We start from the raw sequence: 14,293 nt of genomic DNA on the forward strand, positions 1-14,293 counted from the left end.
AACGAGCGTTACCGGCTTTCGCTTTCAGCCTCTGGGGGGTTAGCCCACCAGCGGCTTCGCGGTTTTTTCCACCAGCGCCAGCAGGACTTTAATATCCTCCAGCGTCACGGTCGGGTTAAGCAGCGTCAGCTTCAGGCAGGTTACGCCGTTGTGCTCGGTCACGCCTACGTTGGCGCGGCCCGATTCCAGCAGCGCGTCGCCGATACGCTGGTTAAGCAGTGCGGTTTCGGCGAGATCGCGGCAGCCCGTTTCCGGGTGGAAGCGGAATAGCACGCTCGCCAGCTGCGGCTTCATTACCAGCTCCAGCAGCGGATGCGCGCTGATATATTTCGCGACCTGCTGCGCCAGCGTAACGCCGTGATCGATAATCGCCGCGTACTGCTTCTGTCCCAGCGCTTCCAGACCCATCCACAGTTTCAGCGCGTCGAAACGGCGCGTGGTCTGCAGAGATTTGGAAACCAGATTCGGCACGCCCGCCTCTTCGTCGAACTCAGAGTTGAGGTAGGCCGCCTGATAGCGCATCAGCTCATAGTTCGCCGCATCTTTCAGCAGGAACGCACCGCAGCTGATAGTCTGGAAATACTGCTTGTGGAAGTCGAGCGTAACGGAGTCCACCAGCTCAAGGCCGTCCAGATAGTCGCGGTATTTTTCCGACAGCAGCAGCGCGCCGCCCCATGCCGCATCGACGTGTACCCAGATATTGTTCTGGGCCGCCAGCGCGGCGATGTCGCGCAGCGGATCGATCGCGCCGGCATCAGTGGTGCCTGCGGTAGCGACAATCGCCAGGATCTGCTCGCCGTTGGCTTTCGCCTGGGCGATTTTTTCCGCCAGATCGGTGACGTCCATACGGGCGTATTCGTCGGTTTTCACCTGGGTGACGCACTGGTAACCCAGGCCGAGCAGCGCCATATTCTTCTGCACAGAGAAGTGGGCGTTTTCGGAACAGAACACCTTCAGCTTACGCAGGTCGCCAACCAGGCCATCCTGCTGCACTGAGTGGCCCTGACGCGCGAAAAAGGCGTCGCGCGCCAGCATCAGGCCCATCAGGTTGCTCTGGGTGCCGCCGCTGGTAAACACGCCCGCATCGCCCGCTTCATAGCCAACCTGGGCGCGCAGCCACTCGATCAGCTTCATCTCGATGATGGTGGCCGACGGGCTCTGATCCCAGGAGTCCATGCTCTGGTTGGTGGCGTTAATCAGCACTTCCGCCGCCTGGCTAACCACCAGGCTCGGGCAGTGCAGGTGCGCCACGCACTGCGGATGATGTACCGCCAGGCTGTCTTTCAGGAAGAACTCGACCGCGCGCTCGATGGCGGCCTGGTTGCCCAGGCCGGTCGGGTTGAAGTCCAGCGCGATACGCTCGCGCAGTTCAGCGACGGTTTTACCCTGATACATCTCAGGCTGCTTCAGCCACTCGACAACCGCTTTGCTGCTCTGCTCAATCACCTGCTGATAGGCTTCGATGCTCTGCGCCGAACCCGCGAGGATCGGATTTAATTCTGACATTTTAATCCCGCTCCACTTAAACCGGCTTAACGCCAGCGGCCAGCAGCGCCTGCTCGAACTTGTCGAGGAACACTTCCAGCTCCTGATTGGTAATCAGCAGGGAAGGCAGCAGACGCAGCACGCAGCCGTGACGACCACCGCGCTCAAGGATCAGGCCAGATTCGAAGCACTTCTTCTGCAGCAGCGCAGAGAGGTCGCCGTCCGCCGGATAGCAGCCCAGCTGATCTTTAGCTTCGTTCGGCTTAACGATTTCGATACCGATCATCAGACCCAGACCGCGTACGTGACCGATAACCGGGAAACGCTTCTGCATTTCGGCCAGTTTGCCTTTCAGCCACTCGCCTTGCTGCGCCACTTTATCAGCGATGTTCTGCTCTTTAAGGATCTTCAGCGTGGTCAGGCCGGTCGCCATCGCCAGCTGGTTGCCGCGGAACGTACCGGTATGGTGGCCCGGCGCCCAGGCGTCGAACTGCTTTTTAATGCCGAGTACGGCCAGCGGCAGGCCGCCGCCGACGGCTTTAGACATCACGATGATATCGGGCTGAATGCCTGCATGTTCGAAAGCGAAGAACTTGCCGGTACGCGCAAAGCCCGCCTGCACTTCATCGATGATCAGCAGAATGCCGTGTTCTTCGGTCACTTTACGGATGCGCTGCAGCCACTCGGCCGGTGCCGGGTTCACGCCGCCTTCGCCCTGAACGGCTTCCAGGATCACCGCCGCAGGTTTGCGCACGCCGCTTTCCACGTCGTTGATCAGGTTTTCGAAGTAGTAGGTCAGCGCTTTCACGCCCGCTTCGCCGCCAATGCCCAGCGGGCAGCGGTAGAGGTGCGGATAAGGCATAAACTGTACTTCCGGCATCATGCCGTTTACCGCTTCTTTCGGCGACAGGTTACCCGTTACCGAGAGCGCGCCGTGAGTCATACCGTGGTAGCCACCAGAGAAAGCGATCACGCCGGAACGGCCGGTCGCTTTTTTCGCCAGCTTGATCGCCGCTTCAACGGCGTCTGCGCCGGACGGACCGGTAAACTGCAGCTTGTACTCTTTACCCTGACCTGGCAGCAGAGACAGCAGGTATTCAGAGAACGCATCTTTTAACGGCGTTGTCAGATCGAGAGTATGTAACGGCAAGCCGCTGGTAATGACATTTTGGATGCTCTGCAATACGTCAGGATGATTATGACCCAGCGCCAGCGTACCCGCGCCTGCCAGGCAGTCGAGGTACTCTTTATTGTCGGCGTCGGTAATCCATACGCCTTTAGCCTGGGTAATCGCTAACGGTAACTTGCGGGGATAACTTCTGACGTTTGATTCGAACTCAGCCTGACGGGCCAAATAGGTTTCATTGTTTGCGTTTGAAGTGGCATCTAAAGAATCAATACGGACTTTATCCGTCATCATATCTCTCCTACAACCGAGGCAATCGCGTGTGCCGCAGTTGAATAAATGTAAAAAAACGGGTTACCTGATTTTAGGCGCGGCCAATATAGAGCTTTTGCGATTCGGGCTCAATCTTTTATTTTGTTTAGATTTGTTTTCGCTTATTTAAAAACGATCCTTTAAGGGGGCGCTGCCGACAGGGAAAGCATGCGCGAGCCTTATGACGCCTGTGTTAAAGCGATGTGACGGCGTAGTGGCCAGCGGCTTTTCAACGACGGTAAAAAAGCGTAACCGAAGAAGAAACAGGCAATTAAATGCCTTTTTTGTTGATGTTATAAACAAAAGAGCCGCTGAAAATTATCACTACGTAAATTAAACTGCTGCGCAAAGGTTAAGTTATATAAAAGGCTTAACCTTACGTGCGGGAAACATATTTAAACCAAATTGTTTGCAGGAGGAAACTTTAACGCAGCAGTGAAGGAACCAGCGCAGCGGAAACGGAATCGTGCAGCACGCGTTGCGCCTCAGGATTCAGGCTGCGGTTTTGCCACAGGGTAATACCGATACGACCCGCCGCAGGCAGAGTCGCCTCGACGATTCGCAGATTGGGCGGCAGGCCGATGGGCGATCGCAGCGTAATGCCTAAACCGGCCTGAACGGCCGCCCAGATACCGCTGAGGCTCGGGCTGGTAAAGACGACGCGCCACGCGATGCCGGCGCGATCCAGCGCGGCGATGGCGCGGGTGCGCATCTGGCAGGGCGCATCAAACATCACCAGCGGTAATGGTTCGCCACTCTCCAGTAACACCTTTACCTCTGTCTGCGGCGAGGCGATCCATACCAGCGGACACTCTCCTAAAAATTCACTTTCATCGAGCGCCTCTTCAGGTTGCCACAGCAGCGCGATATCCACCTGTTTCTCCGTCGCTGCCTGGCGCAGCGCGCGGTTGCGGTCAATGCGCGCGGTGATGCTGAGTCCCGGATGCTGCTGAGTCAGCTGACTTAACAGCCCTGGCATTAAGGATTCTCCAAAATCCTCCTGCATAGCGATACGCAGCTCACCCTGCAGCATTTCACCGCGAACGGCGCGTTGCGCTTCGTCATTCAGCGCCAGCAGGCGGCGCGCATAGCTCAGCAAAATCTCGCCGCTGGGCGTGAGCGCGAGCTTGCGGCCTTGCTTCACCACCAGCCCGGCGCCGCACTGCATTTCCAGCTTTTTTAGCTGCGCGCTGACGGCAGAGGTAGAACGACAAAGCCGCTCGGCGGCCAACGCGAAACTGCCGTATTCGATGCCCGCCACGAAGCTGCGCAGCGCATCCATATCCAGAGAGAGCGGGATTTTGTTCATAGCGTCCTGAAAATCGGGATTAACCGTCTTGAATAATTCGATTTTCAGGATAGTAGCAGAAGGCGACACTGACACTGAACAATAAATAAGGAGCGGCAATGAATAAAACCATTGATAGAGAGACCCTTACGCAGGCGTCGCCCAAACTGGCTGAAATCACGCAAGACCTGCTGTTCGGCGATATCTGGCAGCGAGGCATTCTGACGCCGCGCGAGCGCAGCCTGATAACGCTGGCATGTCTGGCTGCGCTGGGGCGGGAGAAGCAGCTTCCCTGGCATATCCGCTTCGCCGCAGAAAACGGGGTAAGCCGTAGCGAAATGAGTGAAGCCTTTACCCATCTGGCTTTCTATGCCGGCTGGCCTGCCGCCGTGACCGCACTGCACCATTTGTCAAAGGATGATCAGCCAGAGGAGGAAAGCCCATGCCGCTGACTCGTATCACGCTTCATGAGGACGTCAGCGCATCCCGCATCGCGCTGATTTCAGACATTCTGCATAACACCCTGGTGGAGACTTTCGATGTTCCTGCGCAAGATCGCTTTCAGATTGTGGAAAAGCTGCCCGCGGCGCAGCGTATTTATGACAGACATTATCTGAGCGGCACGCGCAGTGACGATTTCATCTTATTTACGCTGCTGGCAGGCAGACCGCGTTCGGCGGCGCAGAAGGCCGACTTCTGCCGGACGCTGGCGCAGCGGCTGGCGCAGCAGCTGCAAATCGCTCCGGACGACATCATGGTAATTATCCAGTTCAACACCGCGAGCGACTGGAGTTTCAGCAACGGCAAAATGCTTTCCCAGGAGGCGCTATGATTCTGATTCAATAACGTTTCACGCTGCCGGCAGACTACGACATGGACATTATTGAGCGGCGCATCGCTGAAAACGGCGCGAAGCTTGATGGCTTCCCCGATCTGGCATTTAAAGCTTTTCTCTATGCGCGGCGCGACTTCGGCGCAAAGGAGAACCGTTACGCGCCGCTCTATCTCTGGCGCGATACCGCCGGAATAACGCAGTTTTTACAAAGCGCCGGTTTCGCCAGGCTGGCACAGGATTTTGGCTGGCCAGCTATCCGTACCTAGCTGGGAGTGAAAACGCCACCGATCGAAACGCTGCGCGATGCGCGCTTTGCCGCGCTCCGGCCTGTGCCGGTGGCCCCCTATAGCGACCTGAGCGCATTGGATCTGGATGCGGCGCTGGTGGGCTGGGATATTTCGGGCCAGTCATTGCTTCAGGTCGATTTCGCCAGCGAGATGCCGGTAGTGCCGGGCGACGTCTATCGTATCGGCTACCTGGCCTGTGGCGACCCTGTTATACGAAACGCGGTAACATCCTGAAAGAAAAAATTTAACATCTTTAGCTTTGCCACCGCCGCAGTCGCAGCCTGCTCGCCTACGCTAAAAAGGTTTAGCACTGGAGAGCAACGTCATATGAAACATCAAAACAGAAATATTGGTATTGCGCCTTATGGCGGTTCGGCAGGTGGCTGGGGCGCGCTGAAAGCGGTAGCGGATGCGATTCGCGGTCAGATGTCGGTTAAGCAGGATGTGATAGCGCTCTTTAAAGTTAACCAGCCGGAAGGATTCGACTGTCCGGGCTGCGCCTGGCCCGACCCACAGCACCGCTCCTCATTTGAATTTTGCGAAAACGGCGCCAAAGCGGTCTCCTGGGAAGCGACCAGCAAGCGCACCACGCCGGAATTTTTCGCCGCCCATACCGTTAGCGAGCTGTGGCATCGCAACGCCTTTGAGCTGGAAGGCGAGGGGCGACTGACGCACCCGATGAAATATGACCCAGCCAGCGATACCTACCAGCCCATCGAATGGGAAACCGCCTTTAACGAGATCGGCGCGCTGCTGCGAAGCTATGAAGATCCCGACAGCGTAGAATTTTATACCTCAGGTCGCGCATCCAACGAAGCCGCCTTCCTCTGGCAGCTGTTCGCTCGCGAATATGGCACCAATAACTTCCCCGACTGCTCAAATATGTGCCATGAACCGACCAGCGTCGGGCTGCCGCAATCAATCGGCGTGGGCAAAGGCACCGTCGAGCTGGAAGATTTCAACCACTGTGATTTAGTGCTCTGTATTGGCCATAATCCAGGCACCAACCACCCGCGCATGCTGGCGACGCTGCGCGACGTCTCGAAACGCGGCAAAACGATTGTAGCGATCAATCCGCTGCGCGAGCGCGGCCTTGAACGTTTTACCTCGCCGCAAAGCCCGATCGAAATGTTGTCGATGGGATCGACGCAGCTGGCGTCCACCTATTACAAAGTTCGTGTCGGTGGCGACGCCGCGATGCTGAAGGGCGTTATGAAGTGCCTGCTGTCGATGCATGAAAAAGCGCTGGCGGCAGGCGAGCCGGGCGTGCTGGATGAGAGCTTTATCAGCGAACATACCGAAGGCTTTGAGGCGCTGAAGGCGGATCTTGAGGCAACCGACTGGTCGCATATCCTGAAAGTCTCCGGCATGGAGCTTGAAGAGATCCAAAATATCGCGCATCTCTACGCCGAGGCGGAAAACACCATCATCTGTTACGGCATGGGCATTACCCAGCACCAGTACGGCACGCAGAACGTTCAGCAGATCGCCAACCTGCTGCTGATGCGCGGCAATATCGGCAAGCGCGGCGCAGGTATCTGTCCGTTACGCGGTCACTCCAACGTTCAGGGAGATCGTACCGTCGGCATCACCGAAATCCCGCCGCAGTGGATGCTGGACAATATTGAAAAAGTATTTGGATTCAAGCCGCCGCAGAAACATGGACACGGCGCGGTCGCCGCCATCCAGGCGATGCGCGACGGCAAAGCCAAAGCGCTGCTCTGCCTGGGCGGCAACCTGGCGGAGGCGATCTCCGATCCGCAGGTGACGTTCGAGGCGATGCGCAAGCTCGACCTGGTGGTGCATATGGCGACCAAGCTTAATCGTTCGCATCTGCTGCTCGGCAAGCATAACTATTTGTTCCCGGTGCTGGGCCGCACCGAAATCGACCGCCAGGCGTCAGGCGAGCAGAGCGTGACGGTAGAGGATTCTATGTCGATGGTGCACGCCTCGCGCGGCACGCTGAAACCCGCCTCGCCCTATCTGAAATCGGAACCGGCGCTGGTCGCCTCGCTGGCGAAAGCCACGCTGCGCAATTCGCGCGTTGACTGGGATAAGATGATTGGCGACTACAGCTTTATCCGCGACGCTATTGAGGCGGTTATCCCTGGATTCGATGACTTCAACAACCGCGTGATGACGCCGGGTGGCTTCCGCCTGCCGGTGGCGGCCTCGCAGCGTAAATGGCTGACGCCGAGCGGCAAGGCGCAGTTTAAGGTGATGCAGGGGATCAATGAAGATCCGCGCTCGCTGAAGTGCCACGATCTGGTGCTGACGACGCTGCGCAGCCACGATCAGTACAACACGACCCTCTATGGCCTTAACGACCGCTATCGCGGCGTGACCGGTCGTCGCGATGTGCTGTTTATGGCGGCGGACGAAGCGGAAAAACGTCAGTTCCGCGTCGGTGATAAAGTGAATATGGTGGCGCTCGATCCTGACGGCAACCGCACAGAGCGTCGGCTCGATAACCTTACCGTGGTGGTATATGACATGGCCCCCGGCTCGGTTGCGGCTTACTACCCGGAAGCCAACGTTATGGTGCCGCTCGACAGCCATGATACCGAAAGCGGTATTCCCGCTTATAAGAGCATTCCGGTCGAGCTGGAGCTGTGTGAGGAGCCTGCCGAAACCTCAGGCGCGCTCCGGTAACAATAAAAAGGCCGCGCAAGCGGCCTATTTTTTACCTATACCATTCAGTATTTCCAGCGCATCGTCGGGCAGCGTCAGCTGCGCCGCCGCCAGATTCTCCCGCAAATGCTCAGGCGACGAGGTGCCGGGGATCAGCAGAATATTGGGCGAACGTTGCAGCAGCCAGGCAAGCGCCACCTGCATCGGCGTGGCGTTAAGCTGCTGCGCCACCTGGGTAAGCTGAGTGGACTGCAACGGCGTGAAGCCGCCGAGCGGAAAGAAGGGCACATAGGGAATGCCCTGCGCGGCGAGCCTGTCGATAAGGGCATCATCCTCGCGATTAGCAAGATTATAGAGATTCTGCACGCAGGCGATCTCAGTCAGCTGCTGCGCCTCTTCCACCTGACGCGCGGTGACGTTGCTCAGCCCGATATGCCGAATCACTCCTTGCTCTTTTAATTCAATCAGCGCGTTAAGCTGCGGCGTCAGCGAGCCTTCTGCCGGTTTCTGCGGGTTGATCATGCTGCGCAGGTTCACCACTTCAAGCACGCCGAGATCGAGATTGCGCAGATTGTCTTCCACCGCGCTAACCAGTTCGTCAGGTGAAAACGCGGGCAGCCAGCCCCCTTTGTCATCGCGTCGTGCGCCAACTTTGGTGACGATAATCAGATCTTCAGGATAGGGGTGCAGCGCCTTTTTGATCAGCTGATTGGTCAGATGCGGGCCGTAAAAATCGCTGGTGTCGATGTGACGCACGCCCGCCGCGATGGCATCGCGCAGCACCTGTATCGCACGCGCCTCGTCTTTGGGCGGGCCAAAAACGCCTGGCCCCGCTAACTGCATCGCGCCGTAGCCCACGCGGCCGACCTCATCATCGCCAAGACGATAGCGAAGGGAAACCTGAGACATAATAACCTCCTGGTGAAAGGGACTCAGTAAGTGTAATCGGTACAGCCTGATTCAGCGTCTGAAGATAACGGCGGGTAAAAGAGGGAAGGCGGCCGCTCAGGCGACCGCGGGCACTTGCGGATAGAGATGGTGAACGCGGCGATCGGGGCCGCAGAGCAAGACCGGATGGCCTTTGTCCAGATGCGTCATATAGTGCTGATACATCACCTCCGTCAGGCCGGCGCCGCACCATAAAAGGTGATGCTGGTGAGAAGAGGCGGGCTGATGGACGGCGCTAAAGGGACGGACTTCGACGCAGAAGCCCTGGCTGCTCAGCCTGATCGCCTCCAGCCAGATCTCCGTCTTATTTTGTTCGCTCACGTTTTCCAGCAGCAGCGGGACGGAGGACGCGCGCATGGCGTTACGTATTGCGCTACGCGCATGGGCGACAATTAGATGGTGAAAGCGCTCTCTGCGTCGGCCTGCGCCAGCGCGCGTGTCGTCGCGCAGCCACTGATTAAGCGGCAGCAGAAGCTGTAAAACGAAATCGTCGCCGGTAAAGTTACTGGAGAGCTTGCGCAGTAACACGTTCAGCGACTGCTCGCTGCCATATTCCAGCTGCCAGAGCATATCGCCACGTCGCGCCGCCCAGCCGCCGGTACGCAGCGGGCGCTCGCTTTGCTTCGCGGCCCTGATCTCGCGGATGGTGGCGCCCTGACTGGTAAGTCGCGTCATATCCAGCACGTCCTGAAGCTGCGCCTCAGACCATTCGTTACCGGATGCGTATTTATTGATGAATCCGCTACGATACCAGCGCTTCAGATTAAGAAGAGCGGCTCCCGATATTGCGCAGATAGTTTCAGATGAATAGGTCATATGCTGTCCTTGAACGGAGAGCGAATAGCCACCGCTTCGTACAGTGGATGAATATCCAGTCTGAACCTCTCGCCGCGAAATTAATACAGCATAAAATATTGTTTTACTTACCGTTTGGCTTTTTGAGACAGTGGTGTCCTTTGGAATTAGCGACTTAGCCGCTAATGGAGTGAAATGTGAATATTTTATTTAAGCCGCTGATTTTCACCTTACGGAAGCAATACGCCGCGCCCTGACCGCCAACCCGCGGAAGCCCGCTCTGCTTACTGCGCGTTACGGCTTCTGTATGCTTAACTTATCAGACGTATTTCAAAGAGGCGGGACATGAAACTTAAAAGGAGAAGCGACCGGGCGACATCGTTAAATCGCTCGCTGCCCAGAAGCATCGCGCTGGCGGGTCTGGTGCTCACGCTGGCGGTAATGGGGCTTAACCTCTGGACAATGCGTGAAGCCTGGCGTGATACCGTTATTCAGGCTGAACAGATGGCGGTAAACCTTTCTGTATCCCAGGCGCGTCAGGCGGATGACACCATATTACAGACGGAGCTCTCCTTGCGTCAGGTTCAGCATCAGCTGATGAGCGAGATGGCGACCGGCGTTGACAACGCTGCGCTCAGTCATACCATGCAGGAGCTGGCGAGCCGACTGCCGCAGCTACACGGTCTCTTTTATTACAGCGCCGATGGCAAATGGCTCGCTACCTCCGCGCGGCAAATCCCTAAGGGGATTAATAACGCCGATCGCGAATATTTCGCCTTTCACCGCACTAATCCGCGCGACAGCGTGCATATTGGCCCGGTAATTCGCAGCCGCAGTACCGGCGAGCTGGTGATTCCGGTTTCGCTGCGCGTTAACGATGTTTCAGGCGGGTTCAATGGTGTTCTACTCGCCACCATTCGGGTCGACTATTTTCGCCACTACTACAGCTATTATGAGCTGGGCCCGCAGGATGTGCTGGTGCTGATGCTGGCGGACAGTACGGTGCTCTATGCGAGGCCGATGCCCGACAGCTTTATCGGCAAAAACCTCTCATCCAGCCATCTTTTTCAGGCGATGCTCGCCAGCTCGGATAAGGGAAGCGGCCAGTGGCGGGCGGCGCTGGACGGCAAGGCGCGTATTTTCGGTTTTGCCCGCTCCGAGCGCTATGGGCTGGTGGTGGCAGCAGGCTACGATAAACACGATTTGCTGAAAAAGTGGCTTAAAGGACAGGTTGAATATGTGATGTTCGATCTGGCGCTGCTGGCGGGGATAATGCTGCTCGGCGCCTATATTCTGGGCCAGGCGAGACGTAGCCTGCGCTATCAGCAGGAGCTGACTCGCCTGCGCGATGAGCTGACGGCGGCTAATCTGTCGCTGGAAAATCTGGCGCACGCCGACGGCCTGACCGGGCTGGCGAATCGTCGCCAGTTTGATCTGTTCTTACAGCAAAGCCTGCTCGACGCGGCGGAAAAGAATCAGCAGGTATCGCTGATCCTGATGGATATCGACTATTTCAAGCGCTACAACGACACCTATGGCCATGTCGCTGGCGATGCCTGCCTGAAGGCGGTTGCCAGCGCCCTGAAAGCGCTGCCGCTGCGCAGCACCGACAAGGTAGCAAGATATGGCGGCGAAGAGTTTGCCATTATCCTGCCGGGCGCGACGGGGCAGGATGCGCTGAATATCGCCAGCGCGGCGGTAAAGGCGGTCAGCGCGCGCAATATTCCGCATGACTCCTCTTCCATCGCCGCCCATGTCACCCTGAGCGCAGGATGCGCCACTTTTCTGCCGGAAAAAGATCGCCCGGAGCCGCAGGCGCTGATCGAGCAGGCGGACGAGGCGCTCTATCTGGCGAAACACAGCGGACGCAACCAGGCGAGGCGCTGCGCATAACTGCTAGGGAGCCGTCGGCGCGGCGCAGTAGCTTTCAGCAATCTGCGCCAGCGGCTGAGGTTTCCCGATGTAATAGCCCTGAAGGCCGTCGCACTCCATCTCCTTAAGCTGTTCCATCTGGCAGGCGGTTTCGACGCCCTCTGCGGTGATGCTCAGCGAGTAGGCTTTGCCTAATCCCACCATGTTCTGGACAATCTCTCGCGCCTGCGAGGAGTCGTTAAGCGGAAAGATAAAGGATTTATCAATCTTGATGCCGTCAAACGGGAAGGTGCGCAGATAGTTTAGCGAGGCATAGCCGGTGCCGAAATCGTCAATCAGAAACTTCACGCCCAGCGCCTTGATCGCCTGCATAATCTCCAGAGTGGTTTCCGGATCCTGTAGCATGGCGCTCTCCGTCACCTCGATCTCCAGGCGGCTGCTCGGCAGTCCCGTCGCATCCAGCGCGGCGCGGATGCGCCTCGGCAAACCTTTATCGCTGAATTCCACTGCGGAGAGGTTAACCGATACCGCCAGTCCCGGCAGCTCGCGGTGCGTATCCTCGCAGGCCCGCAGCAGCACCCAGTCGCTCAGCGCGCTGATCAGGCCGGTCTCCTCCGCCAGCGGAATAAACTGATCGGGCATCAGCACGCCGTGTTGCTTATGGTGCCAGCGCACCAGCGCCTCGACGGCATTGACGCGGGCGGTGCGCACATCGTAGCGCGGCTGCCAGGCGAGCCGGAGCTGATCGCTGTGGATCGCTTCGCGCAGCTCACGCTCCATCTCGCGCCGCTGCACAATCTTCTCTCCCATATCGCGCTGATAAAAGACCCAGTTATTGCGTCCGGTGTTTTTCGCTTTATAGAGCGCGATATCCGCATAGCGCAGCAGATCGCCGGGGTTGGTGCCATCCTGCGGCGCCAGCGCGATGCCCAGACTGGCACCGATAAAGACTTCGCCGTCGTGAATGGCGAAGGGCTGATTGATTTGGGTAATGATGTGGCTGCAAAGCTCGCTAATCTCTTCGCGGGTATGAATGTCAGAGACCAGCATAACAAACTCATCGCCGCCAAGGCGGGCGGTCATGCCTGCATCTTTCAGGCAGGCGTTAAAGCGCGCGGAGACCTCATGCAGCACGCTGTCGCCTGCGGCATGGCCGTAGAGATCGTTGACCGGCTTAAATTTGTCCAGGTCGATCATAATCACTGCCAGCGGTCGGTCGCTATGCAGCACGCCGTTGAGTTTGCCCGCCAGGCAGGCGTTCATCTGCGCGCGGTTGGGCAAGCCGGTTAGCTCATCAAACTGCGAAAGGTAGCGGACGCGCGCTTCCGCCTCCACCTCCAGCGTGACGTCGGTAGCGGTGCCGCGATAGCCCTCTTTACCCTGTGCCAGCGTTACGGGCCGCAGCGTCAGATTGCAGAAGCGTATATGCTGCTGCGCGGAGCGGTAACGACAGCGTAGGAGCGTCAGCGGCTCGCCGGGCTGCTCCCGCTGCGTCAGCCGTTGCAGCAGATCCTCATCGTCAAGCAAAAAGGCGTGCAGCGGCTGGTGCAGCCAGTCCTCGCTGTGGTAGCCGGTTACGGCGGGAAAGCGTCCGGATATCCAGGTAAAGCGCAGCTGCGCATCCGCTTCCCAGATCCAGTCGGTGGTGCTCTCCGCCACGTCGCGAAAGCGCTGTTCGCTGGCGGCAAGCGCCTGCTGGCTCTGTTCCAGCAGAAAGGTGCTGACGTCGCTGTTGCGCGCCTTGCGTAGCGCGTTGCGCATGAGCATAGCGGCGGTAAAAAAGGTGGCGCACATCAGCAGCACCAGCAGCGGCAGCAGCCAGGTGAGCAGCGCGCCGCCGGGGTTATCGCTTTGCCACTTTAGCGTGACTGCGCCGCCCAGCGCCGGGATGCGGTAGCGGTTAGTCTCAGCTGCCGCGCTGGCAAACGCGTCGGCATAGCTGAGCTTTTCAATGCCATACTCCGCGCCCAGGCTCTGCAACTTTTCAGGCGTCAGGCGATCGACAAAAATCATCACCGAAGGCGGCCCCGCGACTTCCGCAACGCTACGATCGCCTCCGGTGGTGATCAAGGAAGCGCCGAGCAGCGCAACCTGGCCGCGCGAGCGCACCAGGCAGGCGATCGCCTTTCCGTCGCTCTGCTGTAGCCGCTGCTTCAGGTCGTTAAGTGGATCCTGCCCCAGCCACGCCTGAAAATCTTCTTGATGCAGCGCGCCGTTGATCACGCTGTAACGGGTCTGGTCATCGGGCGCAATCACAAATACCCCCTCATAGCCGAAAGTCTGAAACAGCGAACTGCCCAGGTTCTGGTTGCGCCAGGCCCAGTCGAGATTAAGGGTACGGTGCAGGTTGTTATAGGCTTCGCCCCAGTCAGCGTTATCGCTCAGGTGAAAGCGCATACTCATTTCGCGACTGGCGAATGCTTTCTCAAGCAGCAGACCGCTACGATAATCCGCTTTATCGTTCAGGTCGTCCGCTACCCAAAACAGGGCGGTCAGCGCGGCGAAAAAAGAGAGGCCGAGCAGAATCAGCATTATTATCATCGGTGTTCTGACCAGACCGCGAGCGCGTCCGTCAGAGGATGGGTGAAGAGCATAAAAAGTCATAAGTTGTCGCCACGCCAGAGAAAGTCGAAAAAAATGTATCCAGTTACATCTCTCTCTTATCGGCAGCACAGGCGCTGGACTATAGCGCTGGCGTGAATGAATTGTGACAA

General features: G+C 58.0%; 12 protein-coding genes. 6 read left to right on the top strand and 6 right to left on the bottom strand.

Annotation, left to right across the window (positions count from 1 at the left end; translation table 11 throughout):
- Positions 1-39 precede the first annotated feature (39 nt).
- From MHZ89_RS14785 to MHZ89_RS14795, 3 genes are all read right to left on the bottom strand, one after another.
- Positions 40-1,506 carry an aspartate aminotransferase family protein gene (locus MHZ89_RS14785; RefSeq protein WP_311783632.1) on the bottom strand — a complete coding sequence of 489 codons (1,467 nt, stop codon included), beginning with the start codon at positions 1,504-1,506 and terminating at the stop codon, positions 40-42.
- Between the two features lie 16 nt (positions 1,507-1,522).
- Positions 1,523-2,905 carry a diaminobutyrate--2-oxoglutarate transaminase gene (locus MHZ89_RS14790; RefSeq protein ID WP_311783633.1) on the bottom strand — a complete coding sequence of 461 codons (1,383 nt, stop codon included), beginning with the start codon at positions 2,903-2,905 and terminating at the stop codon, positions 1,523-1,525.
- 442 nt (positions 2,906-3,347) lie between these two features.
- Positions 3,348-4,232: a LysR substrate-binding domain-containing protein gene (locus tag MHZ89_RS14795; RefSeq protein ID WP_311783634.1), complete on the bottom strand. Its 885-nt coding sequence runs from the start codon at positions 4,230-4,232 to the stop codon at positions 3,348-3,350.
- 98 nt (positions 4,233-4,330) lie between these two features.
- Here MHZ89_RS14795 and MHZ89_RS14800 point away from each other — a divergent pair, with 98 nt between their 5' ends.
- The 5 genes from MHZ89_RS14800 (at position 4,331) to MHZ89_RS14820 (ending at position 7,985) form a co-directional block, all read left to right on the top strand.
- A complete protein-coding gene (locus tag MHZ89_RS14800; RefSeq protein ID WP_311783635.1) occupies positions 4,331-4,663 on the top strand; it encodes a carboxymuconolactone decarboxylase family protein in 333 nt (110 codons plus the stop codon).
- A complete protein-coding gene (locus MHZ89_RS14805; protein WP_311783636.1) occupies positions 4,654-5,043 on the top strand; it encodes a tautomerase family protein in 390 nt (129 codons plus the stop codon). Before MHZ89_RS14800 ends, MHZ89_RS14805 begins: the two co-directional genes overlap by 10 nt.
- Positions 5,044-5,066: 23 nt before the next feature.
- Entirely contained in the window at positions 5,067-5,312 is a 246-nt protein-coding gene (locus MHZ89_RS14810; RefSeq protein ID WP_311783722.1) for a DUF4865 family protein, read from the top strand.
- A 6-nt stretch (positions 5,313-5,318) separates the two neighbouring features.
- Entirely contained in the window at positions 5,319-5,567 is a 249-nt protein-coding gene (locus MHZ89_RS14815; RefSeq protein ID WP_311783637.1) for a hypothetical protein, read from the top strand.
- Between the two features lie 93 nt (positions 5,568-5,660).
- Positions 5,661-7,985, top strand: coding sequence for an FdhF/YdeP family oxidoreductase (locus MHZ89_RS14820; protein ID WP_311783638.1), 2,325 nt, complete (start codon positions 5,661-5,663; stop codon positions 7,983-7,985).
- A gap of 24 nt (positions 7,986-8,009) precedes the next feature.
- On the opposite strand, the gene MHZ89_RS14825 is transcribed toward MHZ89_RS14820, so the two are convergent.
- Both MHZ89_RS14825 and MHZ89_RS14830 read right to left on the bottom strand, forming a co-directional pair.
- Positions 8,010-8,873 carry an aldo/keto reductase family oxidoreductase gene (locus MHZ89_RS14825; protein ID WP_311783639.1) on the bottom strand — a complete coding sequence of 288 codons (864 nt, stop codon included), beginning with the start codon at positions 8,871-8,873 and terminating at the stop codon, positions 8,010-8,012.
- A 96-nt stretch (positions 8,874-8,969) separates the two neighbouring features.
- The gene (locus MHZ89_RS14830; protein WP_311783640.1) at positions 8,970-9,728 is read right to left on the bottom strand and encodes a hypothetical protein; all 759 of its coding nucleotides are present in this window, start codon (positions 9,726-9,728) and stop codon (positions 8,970-8,972) included.
- Between the two features lie 324 nt (positions 9,729-10,052).
- Between MHZ89_RS14830 and MHZ89_RS14835 the strand changes: the two genes are divergently transcribed.
- Positions 10,053-11,600, top strand: a complete 1,548-nt coding sequence (locus tag MHZ89_RS14835) for a sensor domain-containing diguanylate cyclase (protein WP_311783641.1) — start codon at positions 10,053-10,055, stop codon at positions 11,598-11,600.
- 3 nt (positions 11,601-11,603) lie between these two features.
- On the opposite strand, the gene MHZ89_RS14840 is transcribed toward MHZ89_RS14835, so the two are convergent.
- Positions 11,604-14,111, bottom strand: coding sequence for an EAL domain-containing protein (locus MHZ89_RS14840; protein WP_311783642.1), 2,508 nt, complete (start codon positions 14,109-14,111; stop codon positions 11,604-11,606).
- Between the last annotated feature and the right edge of the window lie 182 nt (positions 14,112-14,293).

The organism is Pantoea sp. ACRSB, from assembly GCF_022346905.1.
Classification (GTDB): domain Bacteria; phylum Pseudomonadota; class Gammaproteobacteria; order Enterobacterales; family Enterobacteriaceae; genus Pantoea; species Pantoea piersonii.